The sequence below is a fragment of the Paenibacillus sp. V4I5 genome, assembly GCF_030817255.1.
Classification (GTDB): Bacteria; Bacillota; Bacilli; order Paenibacillales; family NBRC-103111; genus Paenibacillus_E.
Genome location: NZ_JAUSZB010000002.1, coordinates 1577251 through 1594758 on the forward strand (window position 1 = coordinate 1577251; position 17508 = coordinate 1594758).

The 17508-nt window shown below is 44.4% G+C and carries 20 protein-coding genes and 1 tRNA gene; all 21 read right to left on the bottom strand.

The features are described 5' to 3' along the window. The gene (gene trpB / locus QFZ78_RS09195; RefSeq protein ID WP_307546900.1) at positions 1-1197 is read right to left on the bottom strand and encodes a tryptophan synthase subunit beta; all 1197 of its coding nucleotides are present in this window, start codon (positions 1195-1197) and stop codon (positions 1-3) included. Further along, positions 1194-1892 carry a phosphoribosylanthranilate isomerase gene (locus tag QFZ78_RS09200; RefSeq protein ID WP_307555575.1) on the bottom strand — a complete coding sequence of 233 codons (699 nt, stop codon included), beginning with the start codon at positions 1890-1892 and terminating at the stop codon, positions 1194-1196. The genes trpB and QFZ78_RS09200 overlap by 4 nt, the downstream gene beginning before the upstream one ends. A 24-nt stretch (positions 1893-1916) precedes the next feature. After that, positions 1917-2714, bottom strand: a complete 798-nt coding sequence (gene trpC / locus QFZ78_RS09205; protein ID WP_307546901.1) for an indole-3-glycerol phosphate synthase TrpC — start codon at positions 2712-2714, stop codon at positions 1917-1919. Then, positions 2704-3744, bottom strand: coding sequence for an anthranilate phosphoribosyltransferase (gene trpD / locus QFZ78_RS09210; RefSeq protein WP_307546902.1), 1041 nt, complete (start codon positions 3742-3744; stop codon positions 2704-2706). Before trpD ends, trpC begins: the two co-directional genes overlap by 11 nt. 27 nt (positions 3745-3771) lie before the next feature. Beyond that, positions 3772-5319, bottom strand: a complete 1548-nt coding sequence (trpE, locus tag QFZ78_RS09215) for an anthranilate synthase component I (RefSeq protein ID WP_307546904.1) — start codon at positions 5317-5319, stop codon at positions 3772-3774. A 297-nt stretch (positions 5320-5616) separates the two neighbouring features. Then, on the bottom strand, positions 5617-6003 hold the full coding sequence (gene aroH, locus QFZ78_RS09220; protein ID WP_047674202.1) for a chorismate mutase: 387 nt from the start codon (positions 6001-6003) through the stop codon (positions 5617-5619). A gap of 3 nt (positions 6004-6006) precedes the next feature. Beyond that, positions 6007-7101 (bottom strand): 3-dehydroquinate synthase, encoded by a 1095-nt coding sequence (aroB, locus tag QFZ78_RS09225; RefSeq protein ID WP_307546906.1) that lies wholly within the window; start codon positions 7099-7101, stop codon positions 6007-6009. A gap of 1 nt (position 7102) precedes the next feature. Next, a complete protein-coding gene (aroC, locus tag QFZ78_RS09230) occupies positions 7103-8266 on the bottom strand; it encodes a chorismate synthase (protein WP_307546908.1) in 1164 nt (387 codons plus the stop codon). 311 nt (positions 8267-8577) lie between these two features. After that, positions 8578-8742 carry a hypothetical protein gene (locus QFZ78_RS09235; RefSeq protein WP_164826741.1) on the bottom strand — a complete coding sequence of 55 codons (165 nt, stop codon included), beginning with the start codon at positions 8740-8742 and terminating at the stop codon, positions 8578-8580. Between the two features lie 122 nt (positions 8743-8864). Further along, a complete protein-coding gene (locus QFZ78_RS09240; RefSeq protein WP_307546910.1) occupies positions 8865-9647 on the bottom strand; it encodes a CheR family methyltransferase in 783 nt (260 codons plus the stop codon). Between the two features lie 126 nt (positions 9648-9773). Beyond that, positions 9774-10217, bottom strand: a complete 444-nt coding sequence (gene ndk / locus QFZ78_RS09245; RefSeq protein ID WP_307546912.1) for a nucleoside-diphosphate kinase — start codon at positions 10215-10217, stop codon at positions 9774-9776. Between the two features lie 115 nt (positions 10218-10332). Next, on the bottom strand, positions 10333-11310 hold the full coding sequence (locus tag QFZ78_RS09250; protein ID WP_307546914.1) for a polyprenyl synthetase family protein: 978 nt from the start codon (positions 11308-11310) through the stop codon (positions 10333-10335). Next, positions 11307-12170 (bottom strand): menaquinone biosynthetic enzyme MqnA/MqnD family protein, encoded by an 864-nt coding sequence (locus tag QFZ78_RS09255; RefSeq protein ID WP_307546915.1) that lies wholly within the window; start codon positions 12168-12170, stop codon positions 11307-11309. Before QFZ78_RS09255 ends, QFZ78_RS09250 begins: the two co-directional genes overlap by 4 nt. Next, a complete protein-coding gene (locus tag QFZ78_RS09260) occupies positions 12151-12762 on the bottom strand; it encodes a UbiX family flavin prenyltransferase (protein ID WP_307546916.1) in 612 nt (203 codons plus the stop codon). Before QFZ78_RS09260 ends, QFZ78_RS09255 begins: the two co-directional genes overlap by 20 nt. Next, the gene (locus QFZ78_RS09265; protein WP_307546917.1) at positions 12759-13634 is read right to left on the bottom strand and encodes a UbiA-like polyprenyltransferase; all 876 of its coding nucleotides are present in this window, start codon (positions 13632-13634) and stop codon (positions 12759-12761) included. Before QFZ78_RS09265 ends, QFZ78_RS09260 begins: the two co-directional genes overlap by 4 nt. A 7-nt stretch (positions 13635-13641) precedes the next feature. Beyond that, positions 13642-14397, bottom strand: coding sequence for a demethylmenaquinone methyltransferase (locus QFZ78_RS09270; protein ID WP_307546919.1), 756 nt, complete (start codon positions 14395-14397; stop codon positions 13642-13644). A 13-nt stretch (positions 14398-14410) separates the two neighbouring features. Then, positions 14411-15277 (bottom strand): heptaprenyl diphosphate synthase component 1, encoded by an 867-nt coding sequence (locus QFZ78_RS09275; RefSeq protein WP_307546921.1) that lies wholly within the window; start codon positions 15275-15277, stop codon positions 14411-14413. Positions 15278-15373: 96 nt separating this feature from the next. Then, positions 15374-15907: a hypothetical protein gene (locus tag QFZ78_RS09280; protein ID WP_307546923.1), complete on the bottom strand. Its 534-nt coding sequence runs from the start codon at positions 15905-15907 to the stop codon at positions 15374-15376. A 124-nt stretch (positions 15908-16031) separates the two neighbouring features. Next, on the bottom strand, positions 16032-16280 hold the full coding sequence (gene mtrB, locus QFZ78_RS09285; RefSeq protein WP_171643390.1) for a trp RNA-binding attenuation protein MtrB: 249 nt from the start codon (positions 16278-16280) through the stop codon (positions 16032-16034). 78 nt (positions 16281-16358) lie between these two features. Next, positions 16359-17285 (bottom strand): phosphatase PAP2 family protein, encoded by a 927-nt coding sequence (locus tag QFZ78_RS09290; RefSeq protein WP_307546924.1) that lies wholly within the window; start codon positions 17283-17285, stop codon positions 16359-16361. A 95-nt stretch (positions 17286-17380) separates the two neighbouring features. Then, positions 17381-17454, bottom strand: a tRNA-Pro gene (locus tag QFZ78_RS09295). Positions 17455-17508: the final 54 nt, after the last annotated feature.

Here is a 17508-nt window from a genome sequence, read left to right on the forward strand (position 1 = left end):
TTATTCCCTCCCCATGCCGAGATAGCTCATAATGGATTCAACATCTTTATCGCCACGTCCAGAAAGATTTACGATAATAATTTCATCCTTGGACATGGTAGGAGCTATTTTAACCGTTTGAGCAATGGCATGTGCACTCTCTAAGGCTGGAATTATTCCTTCTGTGCGGCTAAGCAGCTGAAGTGCATCTAGTGCTTCCTGATCCGTGATCGGATAATACGTTGCTCGTTCAATATCTTTGAGGTAGGAATGCTCCGGTCCAATACCGGGGTAATCCAAACCAGCTGAAATGGAATGAGCCGGCAGTACTTGCCCATACTCATCCTGCAGCAAATAGCTAAGCGAGCCTTGGAAAACACCGGGAGTTCCCTTGGTCATTGTAGCTGCATGTTCTTCCGTATGAATACCGCGGCCAGCCGCTTCTACGCCAATAAGTTTCACTGATTCATCTTGGACGAACGGATAGAAAATACCCATGGCGTTACTGCCTCCGCCTACACAAGCAATTACAGCATCAGGCAATCTGCCTTCGGTTTCAAGGATTTGCTCACGTGACTCATCGCCAATGACACGTTGGAAATCACGCACCATCATGGGGTAAGGATGCGGTCCAGTAACGGACCCTAGGATATAATAAGTATCCTGAACATTGCTAACCCAGTAACGAAGCGTTTCATTACAAGCATCTTTCAACGTACGAGTACCAGACGTAACGGGAATGACATCAGATCCAAGCAATTTCATACGGAAAACATTTAACTGCTGACGCTTCGTGTCTTCCTCACCCATGAATACTTTACACTCAAATCCCATTAAAGCAGCTACCGTTGCTGATGCAACACCATGCTGACCAGCTCCAGTTTCCGCAATAATCTTCTTCTTCCCCATTCGTTTAGCGAGAACCGCTTGTCCAATGGTGTTATTAATTTTGTGAGCACCCGTATGGTTCAAATCCTCACGCTTCAAATAAATTTTGGCTCCGCCTAAAAGCTCCGTAAGCCGCTCCGCGTAATAAAGCGGTGTTGGCCGGCCCGAATATTGCTTTTGTAAGTAGCGCACCTCGGCAATAAATTCAGGATCATCTTTATATTGTTCATAAGCTTCTTCAAGCTCAATTAAAGCATTCATCAACGTCTCAGGAACATAACGGCCGCCGAACTTGCCGAATCTGCCATGCTGGTCAGGTACTTGCGTCACTTTCGAGTCACCCTTTCCACAAATGCTGTAATTTTGGCTATATCTTTTACGCCATCGGTCTCGACGCCGCTGGAAACATCTACGCCATCGGGGTAATAGGCTGTTACTAATTGATCAACATTATCAGGTTGAAGACCACCTGCTACTAGCAGCGGCACTCCTGCAGAACGCGCCCACTCCTGATAAACAGGAATGCAATCCCAAGCAAAGGTTTTACCTGATCCTCCACCATACACAGGGTCAAAGGTATCCAGTAAAACAGCATCGACAGTCCCTTTATAAGGGTCAAGCTGCGCGGCTACATCCTCCAAGCCCAGGATTTTGTTTTCTGTCTTGGAAATTGAAACGGATTTGAACACTTTCACCTGAAAATGTTCACGAACCCATCGGCAAAAATCAGGGGATTCCTGACTATGTAACTGTACGACATCAAGTGGAGCCACCGTTAGAATCTCGGTTAACTGCTCCTTGCTCGGATTAACGAATACCCCTACAGTTAATGGGATAGATACCCCTTTTGTCTCTTCTGACTTTAAAAAGGAAATCAGTTCTCCAGCCTTCTCTGCCGTAACTTGCCGCTTGCTCGGTGCAAAAACAAAACCGATATGTGCTATCGGCAAATGCACGATTGATTTTAACACTTCAACGCTTTGAAGTCCACAAATTTTTACCGTTGGAACCGTCCCCACAGCCATCAAATTCGCCTCTTTCTCCTTCAACTACTTCGCCCTTTGAACTTTCGTACCCATCAGATCATGAACGGCTTGCTCAACAATAGGTTGTCGCATGAAATGCTCGCCGATTAAAACAGCTTGAGCACCAACTTGCTGTAAATAAGCCATATCTTTGACAGTAGAAATGCCACTTTCACTGACGACAGTTTTCCCTGCTGGAATGAATTGAATCAGTTCCTCTGTTGTACCTAAGTCGGTAACAAATGTTTTCAAATTCCGATTGTTGATGCCAATCAATTGAGTATCCAATTCCAGCGCACGTTCCAGCTCCTCACGATCATGAACCTCAACAAGCGCATCTAGACCAAGATCACCAGCCAACTTCAAATACTGCTTCATTTGATCTGTCGTTAAAATGGCAGCAATCAGCAAAATAGCATCGGCGCCAATCAAGCGCGCTTCATAAATTTGCTTCGGATCAATGGTGAAATCCTTACGAAGCAACGGCACATTCACTGCATTACGAACGGCTTTCAAGTACTCGTTACTGCCTTGGAAGTAGTCCACATCCGTCAGAACGGAGATACAATCTGCGCCCGCCCTTTCATAGGCTTCCGCTAAACGAACTGGATCAAAATCTTCACGAATCAATCCTTTAGATGGGGAGGCTTTCTTTACTTCTGCAATAAGACCCATCACACGGTTTTTCCGTGTAGTTAACGCTTGTTCAAAGCCTAAACAAGGAGGCAGGTCCGAGATTAACTTCTCAGCATCCTTGATCGAAAAGCTGCTCATCGCTTCAACCTCTGCCCGCTTGGTGGCAACAATTTTATCAAGAAACATGGCATAGTTCTCCTGTATATTGGATTAAATCGTTCAATTTTTGTTCCGCACGACCTGAATCAATGACATCAGCCGCTAATTTCACACCCTGTTGAAGGGTTCCGACTTGCCCCGTCACATAGAAGCAGGCCGCTGTGTTTGCTAGTACGATATCGCGATAAGGGCCCTTCTCACCAGCAAAAATATGACGAATGATTTCAGCGTTTAGTATCGCATCTCCACCCGCTACATCTTTGATGCTATGTGCGCGTAAACCAAGATCATCCGGAGTAATGATATAAGTACTAATGGTGTCAGCTTTCAGTTCCGTTACTTTCGTAGGTGCCGAAATGCTGAATTCATCCAATCCATCCTCGCTTGCGACGACCAACGCTCGTTTCAGTCCAAGAGCTTGCAGCGCTTGTGCAATCAGCTCGGTTTTCGTACTGTCGAATACACCAAGCACTTGACGGTCAGCGCCCGCAGGATTAGTCAACGGCCCAAGCAGGTTGAATACCGTTCTAAAGCCTAACTCGCGCCGAGGTGCCGCCACATGCTTCATGGATTGATGGTACGCTTGGGCAAACATGAAGCAGATTCCTGTTTTGTCTAGGCATTTAGCCGCTTGTTCACCGCTTAACGTAATCTTCACGCCAAGAGCTTCAAGGACATCTGCGCTTCCGCTTTTGCTCGACATCGCCCGATTGCCATGTTTCGCTACGCGGATTCCGCCAGCAGATGCGACAATCGCAGCCGTTGTGGAGATATTGAACGTCTCTGCGCCATCTCCGCCAGTTCCGCATGTATCCAGTAGATCATTCTGGCGTACGTTGACCTGAACAGCTTTGCTCCGCATCGCTTCTGCGAATCCCGTAATCTCCTCCAGCGTCTCTCCTTTGATCCGAAGTGCTGTAAGCAGGCTGCCGATTTGAGCCGGAGTCGCCGCACCGTCCATGATTTCAGACATGACGCCGCGCGCTTCCTCACGCGACAAATGATTACCGCTAATGACTTTCCCGAGCGCTTGCTGTATATGAATAAGTCCACTCATGACTTGAGTCTCCTCTCCTTCTCTCCCTTAAGAGTTAACAAAATAATCTTTGTTAATATCACTAACTGGTCTAGGCTCAGGGCTGAACATGGCCTCTGCCATCCGAATTGATTTAAGCAAAGCTGTCGCTTTATTAACCGTTTCTTGGTATTCACTTTCAGGAACTGAATCCCATACAATACCGGCTCCGGCTTGCACATAGGCTTTGCCATTTTTGAAGATAATCGTACGGATTGTAATACAAGTGTCCAAATTCCCCGAAAATCCTAGGTAACCAATTGCTCCGGCATAAGCACCGCGGGATTCTGGCTCCAGCTCAGCAATAATCTCCATAGCTCTCAGCTTCGGCGCTCCAGACACCGTCCCTGCAGGCATACAGGAAAGAAAAGCATCGAAGAAATCTTTGTCTTTTGCAATTTTACCAGAAACGTTAGAAACGATATGCATGACGTGTGAATACCGTTCAATGTCCATGAATGTATCGCACTTCACCGTTCCGAATTCCGATACACGCCCGATGTCGTTGCGACCTAAGTCAACCAACATCAAATGTTCAGCGCGTTCTTTCTCATCTGCGAGCAATTCTTTTTCCAGTGCAAGATCTTCCTCTGGCGTCTTCCCTCTAGGTCTTGTACCAGCAATTGGTCGTGTCTCTACCTTCTCTTCTTCAACGCGAACCAACAGCTCCGGCGAGGTGCCAACGACGACTTCATCATCCATTTTGAGCACGTACATATAAGGAGAAGGATTCATCGTACGCAGTACTCGATACACTTGCAAAGGCGAGACGGTCGTTTCCATTTCAAAACGCTGTGACAACACAACTTGGAAAATATCACCAGCTCGAATGTATTCCTTCGCTTTATTCACGTTGGCAATATACTTTTCTTTCGTGATGTTGGATCGAATATCGCCGAGATCCGGTTCCGATACAATCGGATTGTGAGTCATCGTCTCGGAGCCAAGCGGGCGCTTGATCTTCTCGATTGTGGCATCGATTTTCTCACAAGTCGCATGATACGCTTTTACAATGTCAGCATCCGTTGCAAAAGGTTGTACGTGCACATTGGCAATCACTTTGATCTGCTGTTTGAAATGATCGAAAACAATGACTTGATCACAGAACATGAATTGAATGTCATTCATTTGTAAATCATCAATTTGATGAGCTGGGAGATTCTCATAGTACTGAAGCAGATCGTATCCGAAGAATCCGACGGCACCGCCTGTAAAACGCGGCAAGTCCGCAAGCTGAGGACTGGAGTAGGATCTCAGATAGGCTTTCAACACATCGATTGGCTTCTCGTCCAAAACCTTATTCTCGGATTGTGTTTCAACCATGGTTTTCCCATGCTTCGCTTTAATCATCAAGAAGGGATCGCTGCCGATAAAGGAATATCGGGCCCATTTCACGCCGCCCTCAACACTTTCTAGGAGGAACGCACGCGGTTCTTGGTAAAGATGTTGAAATACACGTATCGGGGTTTCAGTATCTGCTAATAAATGACGCACAACAGGAATGAGATTGTAATCTTTAGCCAAACGAATAACTTCTTGAATTTCAGGTGTATACATGGAAACATCCCCTCTCAGCTTGTGAGCGACTCGTCGATCTCAGTGGTGCTCAAAACTCTATTCGAATAACAAAAAAACCTCTACCGGAGTAGAGGTTGACTTTAGTTAAAGTAGAAGATCAAGAAGAATATGAAAAAAGAAGCCATGGCTATGTATGAACAAACAGACGCCCTCGAATAGAGTCGCACTTATCTGCATACAAACCTATGTTACCTTTTCTCAACTCAACTCAACTGGACTAAGCTCTACTCGACTAAATGCTTCTCTACTTACCTAAACTCATCTAATCACACTATACTACCGTGTTGCTTCATTTGTCAATTTAACAATATCAGGCCGCAGTGCCTTAGCTTCCTTCAAGTAAATATGATTGATCTCTGCTTGGCTTTTGGTTGTGTTCACCTGCACCATTAATCGGATACACTTAGGCAATGAGTTCTCGACCGGAACTTCCAGTGAACACATTAGCGGGACTAGTTCCCAACCGATCATCGTGCGGATCGCCCGAGCTGGGAATGTAGCCGTAATATCCTCTGTTACAGTAATGAAAACGGAACAAATATCTTCAGGACGAAAATCATTCGCCTCTACAATTGCAGCGAGCAATTCACCCGTAGCGGTTAAAATCTCCTGAGCCTCATTGTGTTCAACCGTCGTCGCTCCACGAATTCCCCTTAAGAACATCGGCTAACTCTCCCCTTTTAAAAGCTCAACAATTTGTCTGACTTGTTCTACCGTAACATCCTTACGGATTTCTACTTTGCCGATTTCCGTCGGGATGATGTAGACCATTGTGCCTTCTTTGAATTTCTTATCGTGCATCATCGCGCTCATGATGCTATCCGTATCCAAATGTGACGGAATGCTGACAGGCAATCCGTATTTCACGAATAACCCCTTCGTCACCGTATGGATGTCCTTGGCATAACCGAACTGCTGGGCTAACTTAGCAGCCCCTACCATGCCGATTGCAATCGCTTCACCATGCAGCAGTTCACCATAACCGGCGACTGCTTCCAAGGCATGACCAATCGTATGGCCAAGATTCAAGATGGCACGTAAATCATTCTCGCGCTCATCTTGGGATACAACGATGGACTTGACTTTACAGCCTATGTAAAGCGCATAACTGAGCGCTTCTGGATCTAAGGCCAGCAGCTTCTCCGCATTGTCGTCGCACCACTGCGTGAATGCAGCGTCCCAGATCAAGCCGTGCTTGATCACTTCCGAGAGGCCCGCCTTCACTTGGCGGGGCGGCAATGTTAGAAGCAAATCGATGTCAAAGAGAACGAGCTCGGGCTGGTGGAACGCCCCGATGATGTTCTTCGCCATCGGATGGTTGACCGCGACCTTGCCGCCGACGGAACTGTCATGGGCAAGGATCGTAGTCGGGATCTGCGCGAAGCGGATCCCGCGCATGAAGCTCGCCGCAGCGAAGCCGGCGAGATCACCGACCACGCCTCCTCCAAGGGCTACGATCGCGGAACTGCGATCGAGGCCCGCCTGGAGGGCGGCGGTGACAATTCCCTCGAGCTGCGCGAGGGATTTGGAGGTTTCGCCTGCGGGCACGACGCAGGCCGTGGCGGCGAAGCCGCCCTCACGGAGCAGCGTCATGACGCGCTCCAGGTGCAGCGAAGCCACCGCGTCATCGGTGACTACGAGTAAAGGCGACTTGCGGCTAAGCTTCGCGCGGTCAAACAGCTCTGATATATCATTAAGAATGCCTTGGCCGATATAAATAGGATAAGACCGTTCTCCAAGCTCTACTGTGAGCTCTCTCATATTAGTAACTCTCCACTTGGGCTAAGAAGTTGTTTAAGTTCGCACGAATCTCCTCGATGGAGTCGCCGCCGAATTTATCCAAGAAAGCATTCGCTACTTCCCAAGCAATCACGTTCTCCATAATCACGCCTGCAGCCGGAACTGCACAAGTGTCCGAACGCTCAACTTGAGCCGTGAATACTTCCTTCGTATCAATATCAACGCTTTGCAGCGGTTTGTATAGTGTCGAAATTGGTTTCATTACACCACGCACGATGATTTGCTCGCCCGTTGTCATACCGCCCTCGAATCCCCCAGCGCGATTCGTTCTGCGACTAAAGCCATCTTCTTTTGTGTATAAAATTTCATCATGAACATTAGAGCCTCTGCGCTCAGCAGCTTCGAAGCCAATTCCGAATTCAACACCTTTGAAGGCTTGAATGGAGAGAACCGCTTGTGCAATTTTACCATCCAGCTTACGATCCCATTGCACATGGCTTCCAAGACCTACAGGCACGCCTTCAATAATAACTTCAACGATTCCACCAAGTGTATCCCCGTCTTCTTTGGCTGCATCAATCGCGGCGATCATTTGAGCTTCAGCCTCTTTATCAACCACACGTACCGGTGATTCTTCTGTGATTCGAATTAGCTCATCCAGTGGAAGCTCTTGACGCTTTGCTTCAACCTCACCGATACGGATGACTTGTCCTGCTACTTTAATGCCGAATTCAGCCAACAATTGGCGTGCTACAGCGCCTGTAGCTACACGCATCGTTGTTTCACGCGCACTTGAACGCTCTAGAATGTTGCGTAAATCTTTTTGATTATATTTGAGTCCGCCGTTTAAATCCGCATGTCCCGGACGAGGGCGGTTAACACGACGCTTGCCTTCATTATCCTCTTCAACCGGCTCAATCCCCATGACCGTTGTCCAATGCTTCCAGTCGTTATTAACAACAACAAGCGCGATTGGAGCTCCTGTTGTCTTGCCGTGGCGCACACCGCCTGCAATGGTCGCTGTATCTTTCTCAATCTGCATCCGACGACCGCGGCCATAGCCTTTTTGACGTCTATGTAATTGGAAGTTCAAATCTTCAAAGTTTAGAGTTACATTACTTGGAAACCCTTCAATTATCGCAGTGAGTTGTGGGCCGTGCGTTTCACCTGCTGTTAAATATCTCACAATCTGTTACCCCCTATGAGTTTTGCGAAGCATCACTAGCTTCGTAAGCATACACTTTTGAGTATTACGAAATCATACTAACTTCGTAAGTATTAACTATAAAGCATTGCTTAGCAATACTAACTTCATAAGCATCCGCTTTTGAAGGGTTGCTTTTATTAAAACACTTTAGCGCTTTGACGCGCGATTATCTTTTGTCATTATAGTATAGGTACTCGGGTTTGGCAACAGCACAAACGCAAAAACACGCTTCGCACGTAAGGGAGAATCCCCTTAGCGAGAGCGTGTCTACATCTAGTCATGAGCAAAGATTACCCGTGCATAGGCTGCTTTTGGACGACTCTTGGGAGTTCGGAGAGCTGTGGGTCATTCATGAGACCCACGATTTGTGACGAATCGACTCCCAAAATCTGCGCACATTCCTGAATGGAGATCATTCCCCTACGATAAGCGGTAATCACTTTGCGTTTGTCCATAATTGCCTCCTAAGAGTTATTGCCTTAGCAATAACTTGCATCGTAAGCGTTCCGTAGCGTGAAAACTTGCCTCATAAGCATAAGTTTCTGCTACATCTTAGTATTGGAATTTATGGAAGATCTTATACACCCTTTTTGCGATAAAAGAAAGTATCTGCTGGTTCCAGATCATATTGTCCTGGGGAGAAAATTTGCTCTGTAGAACCAACGAATAACAATCCACCTGGTTTCAACGCTTTAGAAAATTTCTGGTACAAGACATGTTTTGCTTCTTCCGTAAAATAAATGATCACATTGCGGCAAACGATGAGATCATATCCCGTATCAAATGTATCGACAAGCAGGTTTTGCTTTTGAAATTTAATGGATTTTTTCAGATCGTCTGTAATATGATACATCATTTGTTCTTGTCGGAAATATTTCTTCGCATACTTTTCGGGAACATCTCGCAAAGATCGATCGAGGTAGATCGCTTTACGTGCTTTTTCCAAGGCGCCATCATCAATATCCGTCGCATGTAAATGAGCTTCATTAAGCGCTCCCTGTTCTGCCAAAATCATCGCTAGCGTATAAGGCTCTTCTCCCGTTGAACAAGCTGCACTCCATACTTTTAAGCGTCTATTTTTCTTCAACATCTCGGGTACAAATTTCTGCTCAACGAGCTCCCAACGATTTGGATTCCTCCAAAACTCAGAGACATTAATCGTCATACGATCCAAAAATTCATAGAATAATTCTTTATCCTTCATCATCGCATCAAAAAAAGCGACGAACGTATTATAACCACGCTTCATCCGTAGAGTTGTTAAACGTCTTTTCATTTGCGCTTCTTTATAAAGAGCAAGATCAATGGACGTGTATTCTTTTACTTTTTTAATAAATAACAAAAAATCTTGATCTTCCATGCTGTCCACCCACCTTGGTCAATTTCTAGTAACATACATTCTGTAAGCAAATACCAAAATCCTTTATAATACGACAAAAAAAGAACCCGCATCCGTTAAGATGTCAGGTTCTTTGATTTTTGTGAACTAGATCCATTGTTGAATGACTTTATTGTATTCAAAAAGCTCGTCCGAATTAAAGAAATTGCTAATTTCACGCTCAGCGCTTTCAGGTGAATCCGAACCATGAATGAGATTTAAATGCGTATGTACGGCAAAGTCACCACGTATTGTTCCCGGTGACGCTTCAAGAGTATTCGTTTTCCCAATCATCGTGCGGGATAATGGAATGACTTGATCTCCTTGCCATACCATCGCAAATACAGGCCCGGACGTAATAAACGTCACAAGTCTTTCGAAAAAATCTTTACCTTTATGCTCTGCATAGTGAAGTTCGGCTTGCTCCCTCGAAATAACAGTTAGCTTGCTGCCGATTAATTGAAAGCCCTTCTGTTCAAAGCGTTTTACAATCTCGCCTACAAGGCCGCGTTGTACGCCATCCGGTTTAACCATCAAGAATGTTTTTTCCATGTAAGGACTTCCTCCTTATAGTAAGACTTTTGCATAAACTTACTCAGGTACAATCTATGTATTCTCCACTAGTTTACACTTTTTGGCAGCTTTTCTCAAATCGAAGTACAATACATTAATAAGAACGATTTCCGATAAAATGGGCAATTTCAATGAGATCTTTCTTGGCTTGCACATTTGGCAGTTTATCCAGAGAAGCTATAGCCTTATCAATATACTTCTGAGAAAGTAAATCTGCTTTATCTATGCCTTCACTATTACGGATTATATCCAAGAATCGACTGACATCGGTTTGTCCATCCAGCTTATGTATACGGTCTAGTTCCGATAAGATGAGCGGCTTCAAGGATGGATCTTGCATAGCGAGCAGAACAGGTAACGTTATGTTTCCTTGTTTGACATCACTGCCCGGCGGTTTACCGATTTGCTTTTCCGTACCAATTAAATCAAGAATATCATCCCGTATTTGAAACGCCATACCTACGTTATAGCCAAAAGCATACAACTTATTGCTTATCCAGTCAGGTGCTTCTGCCGCCATCGCCCCCAGTTGGCATGAAATGGCAATTAGCAGTGCTGTTTTACGTCTAATTCTTAATAAGTAATCTCGAGTTGTTTGCTCTGAGTGGAAAAAGAAACGAATTTGTTCCATTTCCCCAATCGACATCTCCACGATAGCTTTAGACATAATTTGATGGACTGCAGGCTTATGAATTTGAGTTATGACTCCTAATGCTTTGGCAAAAATATAATCCCCCGTGAACATAGCAATCCGATTATCCCATTTGGATCGGACCGTCAATTGTCCGCGTCTTGTGTTTGCATCGTCAATCACATCATCATGAACAAGCGATGCCATATGAATGAGCTCGAGCGGTACTGCGACATGCTTTATTGTTTGGAGCTGATAGCTCCCAAACTCGCCTGAAAGCAGAACAAAGACGGGGCGGATCCGCTTCCCACCCGCTTTCAGTAAGTGCATAGACGTTTCTCGAAGCATCGCATGATCTGTGTACACGCTTTCCTCAAGTTCTTTTTCAATTGCAGCTATATCTTTTTTCTTTCTTGTATAGATTTCCATTAAATTTTTCATTCCGTCACCCGTGCGTTCTTTTTCTCTGACCATAACCCAATGCTTACCGGCTTCGGCAGGAAACCAAGCTCATAACAGTACTTGTAATACGTAGCAAGACCTTCCCATTGTTCCGATGCAAAATCATAACATAGCGTATGAAAGTAATGTTGCCAATATGGAGATGTCCCACCAACCGTACTTTGTGCTTCGTGTATCATCTCTTCCGGATTTTGGTGGGCCTTGGCTTTACTAGCCATGAAGGCTTCAAAAGCAGTGGCAACTAATTCCGGATACTTCTGGGTTGTCTCTTTACGAATCGCCCATACGGCAAATGACATCCACTGTCCTGTCCATTTGGCCCATTCTTGCCCAAGATCCGTAATCATATACGCTTTATTGCGCCAACTCTCTTTAATTGCATCGTCTCCGATCAATAAAGCCCCGTCTGCTTTTTCCATCATCTTTTCTAAATTGGGTTTCGCATATTCATAAGTTGGATTCCCATTATAGAATTTTTGGAGAATGATTTTGAGTAAATTCACCGACGTAGCCGAGGTAGTGGGCAACACAATATGACCATTCGCAATTTCGCGTAACGGCTTTTCATGGAACAACAGAATGGAATTCACTTCTCCATAGGCGCTAACTGAAAGATCCGGGTAGAGCACGTAATTTTCAAAGGATTCTCCGTAAGCAAAGGAAGAAATAGGCCCCATATCGATGTTCCCAGCAGCCATTTCTTGATTAAGTGAGGTTGGGACTTGTTCAATAATGTCAACCTCTGAGCTATTCATAAGTTCGGGAAAGTAATAGTAGATCGGCCAAACGTTTGTATAATTAATCCGGCCAATTCGTATTTTAGGGTCTAGGTTGCTCATTGTTATCTCCCCATCTTCGGTACAAGGAATGTTCAATGTCCATGCTATCCAGCACTTTCCCCACCAAAAAATCGACCATCTCATCGATTGAGCGCGGACGATTATAAAAGGCCGGCATCGCAGGAAGCATGCGTACGCCCATTCTCGACAAGGTTAACATATTCTCTAAATGTATGGCGTGTAATGGCGTTTCCCTTGGAACTAGGATTAATTTTCTTCCTTCTTTGAGCATCACATCCGCTGTTCGCTCCATTAAATTATCTGATGAACCATGAGCAATCCCTGATAAAGTTCCCATTGAGCAAGGAATAACAACCATCCCCTTGGTCCGAAAAGATCCACTGGCAACGGTTGCCCCAATATCAGCAATTGGATGATAGTTGAAGGAACCTGCACGTCCGCCAAAATGTTCCTGCAGCATTTCTTGGCGTTTGCTTACGTTCCAATCTAATTCATCATGAAGCACTCTCCAGCCAGCATCCGTAACGATTAGGTGTACACTTAAACCTTGATCCAGCATGACTTGGCAGAGCCGTACGCCATAGATAGCACCACTTGCTCCGGTGATTCCTACTACCCAGTTACCGCTCATGAATGCTGACTCACTAGTACATCAAGTAACGTGAAGACGAACATCACTAAGCTCAATACACCGTTCATTGTGAAAAACGCTGTATTTAATTTGGACAAGTCTTGCGGTGAAACAAGTCGATGTTCTTTATACAAAATAATATAAGCGATAACGAGGCCAATTAAATAGAACCAACTCAAATGTGTCATGAAAAACAAAGTGACTAAACCAACGGCTGTGAGAATATGCAGGACACGAGCCGTATTCAAGGCAGTTTTGATCCCGAATCGACTTGGTAAGGAATGCAGACCTTCATTCCGATCAAACTCGGCATCTTGACAGGCATAAATCAGATCGAAACCTGCGCTCCAACATACTACCGTCAAATAAAAAATAATAGAAGACCATGTAAATTGACCGGTTACAGCAACCCAGCCCCCAAGAGGAGCTAATCCTAATGTCAAACCTAAGACAAAGTGGCAAGTCCATGTAAATCTTTTAGTGTAAGAGTAAAAGACAAGAAAAAACACTGCAATAGGCAGCAGTTTCATGGATAAAGAGCTTAAATTAGAGGTTGCCCAGAAAAGCATTGCAAACGAAACTAGAATATAAATAATGACCTGCTGAATGGAGATAAGCCCCGCGGGTATGGCTCGATTCTCCGTCCTTGGATTTCTTTTATCAATGGCTTTATCAATCACACGATTCAAAGCCATCGCTGCTGTTCTCGCTCCAACCATAGCTAGTGTTATCCAACCGATCTGGGCCCAGCTAGGCAAATGTCCATTTAATACGACTGAGCCTAGAATTGCTCCCATGAAAGCAAATGGCAATGCAAACACACTGTGCTCAAATTTAATCATTTCCAAAAATATTTTCAATTTAGTAAACATATGCTGACTACACTCCTGATTTCGTTTTCCCCTTGGTACCCATATGCAAAGCTGCAACCCCACCTGTTAATGGGTGCGCCTGTACATGTTCCAATCCTTGGTTCGTAAAAATAGCAGCCAACTGTTTATGATCCGGAAAATGGATTAAAGATTCCGGCAGCCACTTGTACTGCTCGTACTTCTTTACAATTAGCTTGCCCAAAAAAGGCAGTACGCGTTGAAAATAAAAATAATAAATGGACTTGAATGGCTGCCAAGTTGGCTTAGAGAGCTCTAAAGACACAACTAGCCCTCCTGGCTTAACGACACGCTGCATTTCACGGATGACCTGCTCCAAATCGGGAACATTACGAAGAGCAAATCCGATTGTTGCGTAATCAAACGTATTGTCGTCAAACGGAAGACTCATCGCATTACCTTGAATTAGCTCAATCTGCTGATCCAAGTGAAGCTGCTTGATTTTCTCTGCACCATAATCCAGCATGTTTTGGCTAAAATCCAGCCCAACCATCTTACCGGTTCCACTCGCCTGAGCAAGACTGATCGTCCAGTCGCATGTACCACAGCACAGGTCAATCGCTGTCTCCCCAGGCTTCACGTTCATCTTCTTCATAGTGAATTTGCGCCATGCTTTATGCCTACGGAAGCTTAGGATACTGTTCATAAGATCATACTTGGGTGCAATACTTTCAAAAACAGAGTGAACGAACTCTTCTTTGGCTTTAGTTGTTTTCGTGTTGCTATTTGTTTTTGTCGAATTCATCTTTGATGTCACCTCAAATTTCTTCTAGCACTTTGGGCTGCTTTGCTGAGAATCGAAGAAACGGCTCCCCAATGTGAAACAGTTCACTTATTAGTTTATCCGATTCGAGCTGCTTCACTTTGGACTGTAGTTGCTTGGTGTGGGAGTCCAGCATCTGATAAAGCTGCGAAGTAATATTATATTTATGAATGAGTGTACGAAGTCTGGCTTGATCGGACTCTTCCGCATGCAGCTGCTTCCGTTCTTCTTTCGTACCATGCTGCAGAATGTGCCAGAATCCCCAGCTGTCTCTGAAATTCGCCGCAGATTCGACGCGAAAAATTTCTTCAAATATAACCTCACACTTGGCATAGCTTCTCAGAATATCAGGCCATGCTTGATCATAGACCTCAGACATAAATTCAGAGAAAGACAAAAACAGCTGAGATTTAATTTCCACGGTTAGGTGGATGTAATCTTCTGCCGTCAATTTCAATTGCTTCATTTTCATGTAAATGTTCATCTTGAGCCGGTTGACTTCACAGATTGCATTAGACAACTGTTTAATCATCTCGATCTGGCCAGCCTGAGCAAGGAGATTATAAAAGCGGGAACTGAAATAATCCCCTGCAAGAACTTTTAGCTGCCTTGATCTTGCCGCTTTTTTCTCTTTGACATCATTGGATGCTGTAACCAAATCATGGGTATCGAGCGCTAGTTGAACAAGCGACGTAGCTAGCGTATACAACTCGCTTGAAGAACTAAACTTACTGTTTCCGTTCAAGAATGCAAACAACAGACGTGTGCGAAGCTCCGGAAAATCGGGCAAGTCTGTGTGAATTTGAATCATATCATACTCTGTGTATTGCTTAGCGATCTCTGGGATCCGATAAGAATTCATGCAAAAGCCTCCGTAACCGTGTGCCAAATCATTTATGTTCAAAACATGCTCAATTCAAGTCATTATATCATAACACGTACATAGAAGCACATTTAATTATAAGGGATATCTCTGCTGCCATTTCGAGGTGTATGTGATACGAAAACGGTTTTGTAATTGCTGCTCTAGTTGAATAAGGCTGAGCTCATTCGCGTTCTTCTCCATATCCTTCCCATATTCACGCTCTGCAACCATCGCCAGCACAAGCTGTGTAGATGTTAAATCTGTAACACCCGAATAATCAATGACACGAACCCATATTTGATTTACATTTTTCGTTTTCGTGATCATCGTTTGTGCAATTGTGTACAAATCTCGATAGACGGCTGCTGAATCCGCGTTTTTCGGTAAGCTCAAATCAAGGGACATGCGGGAGTTGCTCAGCTCGACCTTACGAATCCGCAGCTGAAGTGGGACTTGCACCAATAAATCTACCATATTATTATCTGTTAGCTCCCCTGCACGATTGCTTGACCAATTATAAGGCGAGCCTAACCCCGTGGATCGATCCATCTTTGGAAGTAAAGATAAACAAACAACCATAATAATAGATAGACCTAATGTCATCACAATACGCATCGACCACTTCATTGAACAAGCACCTCCCACACTTTGCAAGCACAAAACGAATTGAGTCAGCTTACGATAGTTCCAAGCCCTATACACCATTCTACAAAGAAAAAAAGCAGGCTATGCCTGCTTTAACAATTATTAATTATTCTTCAGTGTCAATCGTACCGTACTTGGTCATAATAAGCGCCTTGCCTCTAACCTTTACTGCCGATGTATGCTCTGTGAACTGAGCAATCATAACTTCGCCCTTGTCCAGCTTTTCTGTATGATGAAAGCGAGTATCTTGACCGCGAGTTAGACCGATGACATGTACACCATTATCCTTCGCTTTAACAACGAAATATTCATTGCCGTTCGTATTCGGATTATTCGATTTATTCGATTGTTCCATTTCCATCCTCCGTTCTTGCCCTAAACTACAATCCTATATTTCATCATGCCAAAAAAAGCATCGGAAAGTCAACCAGCCTTAAACAGTTAGTTCATTGGATGTTTCGTTCGTTCCTTTTTGGTAAAACTTCTTAAATGTGGTTGGCAGCATGTTTTTGGATCCTAAACGAATGAGAAAATCAGCTAGCTTGACTGTGCCGTAAGCAAATAGCATTCCAGCGAATACATCAATCAGCCAATGAATTTGTAAGTAAAGGGTTGAGAAAATAATTGCCGCGCAGTATGTGACCATCATCGTTTTGAATATACGGTCCTTTTCTCGTAGGGCGAGAAGAAGCATAGCAAAAGAGATAGATGTATGCATACTAGGAAAACAGTTCATTGTAGCCACCAGTAAAGAGTTTTCATCTGCAAAAACTCGGTGTAATAAATCAGGCTGCTTATTAACATACCAGACTTCGCGTAACAAAATTAAATTGTAAAAGGGCAAAATAAGTGGGAATTGCAGCATGTGACCCGATAATGCATAAGAGAGCATCTTTTTGATACTACGTGTCCAGAAGCTCCGCACAATGCAGATCCACAAAGATAAAACAAAGCCGTAATTATAAATCCATACCATCGCTCTATCTAGAAAAGGAGAGGCAACCCATCTCGCCCATCCGCCCGTATTCAACGGGATTGCGTTCATATAATCATCCCAATGCCACGGATGGCGGTTATTCTCAAACATCCAATTGGCGACTTTCCACCAGAAGCCATTTCCCGTCCCGTAGAAGTAATAAAATACGCCAAGTAATGGAATACCAAATAGGAAGAATCGTTCCCAATCCACATCAACCTGGTCTTTGCGGACACCTAGCAAACAAATTAACAGCAGGATCCAACATTCCTTGCTCCAGTTCCCGACCGTACCGATGCGCCAAACCAAGTAAATAGAAGCGATAATGCCAAACATCGTCCAATCTTGCGATTTCACGAGCGCGTTCAGTTTCAACTTATTCAAGCCGTTCCCCCTAAATCTTCTAAGAAGTTCTATCTGTCATGGAACAAGCCTCTTCATGAGAAAAAGACATCGGACCTTCGATGTCTTTTTCATAATCGGAGTAACACGATTCGAACGTGCGACCTCACCCACCCCAAGGGTGCGCGCTACCAGGCTGCGCCATACCCCGTTTGTAGCTTAGTTTTACTTATTCACTTTTGTAATTATAGTAGGAGATTTTGGA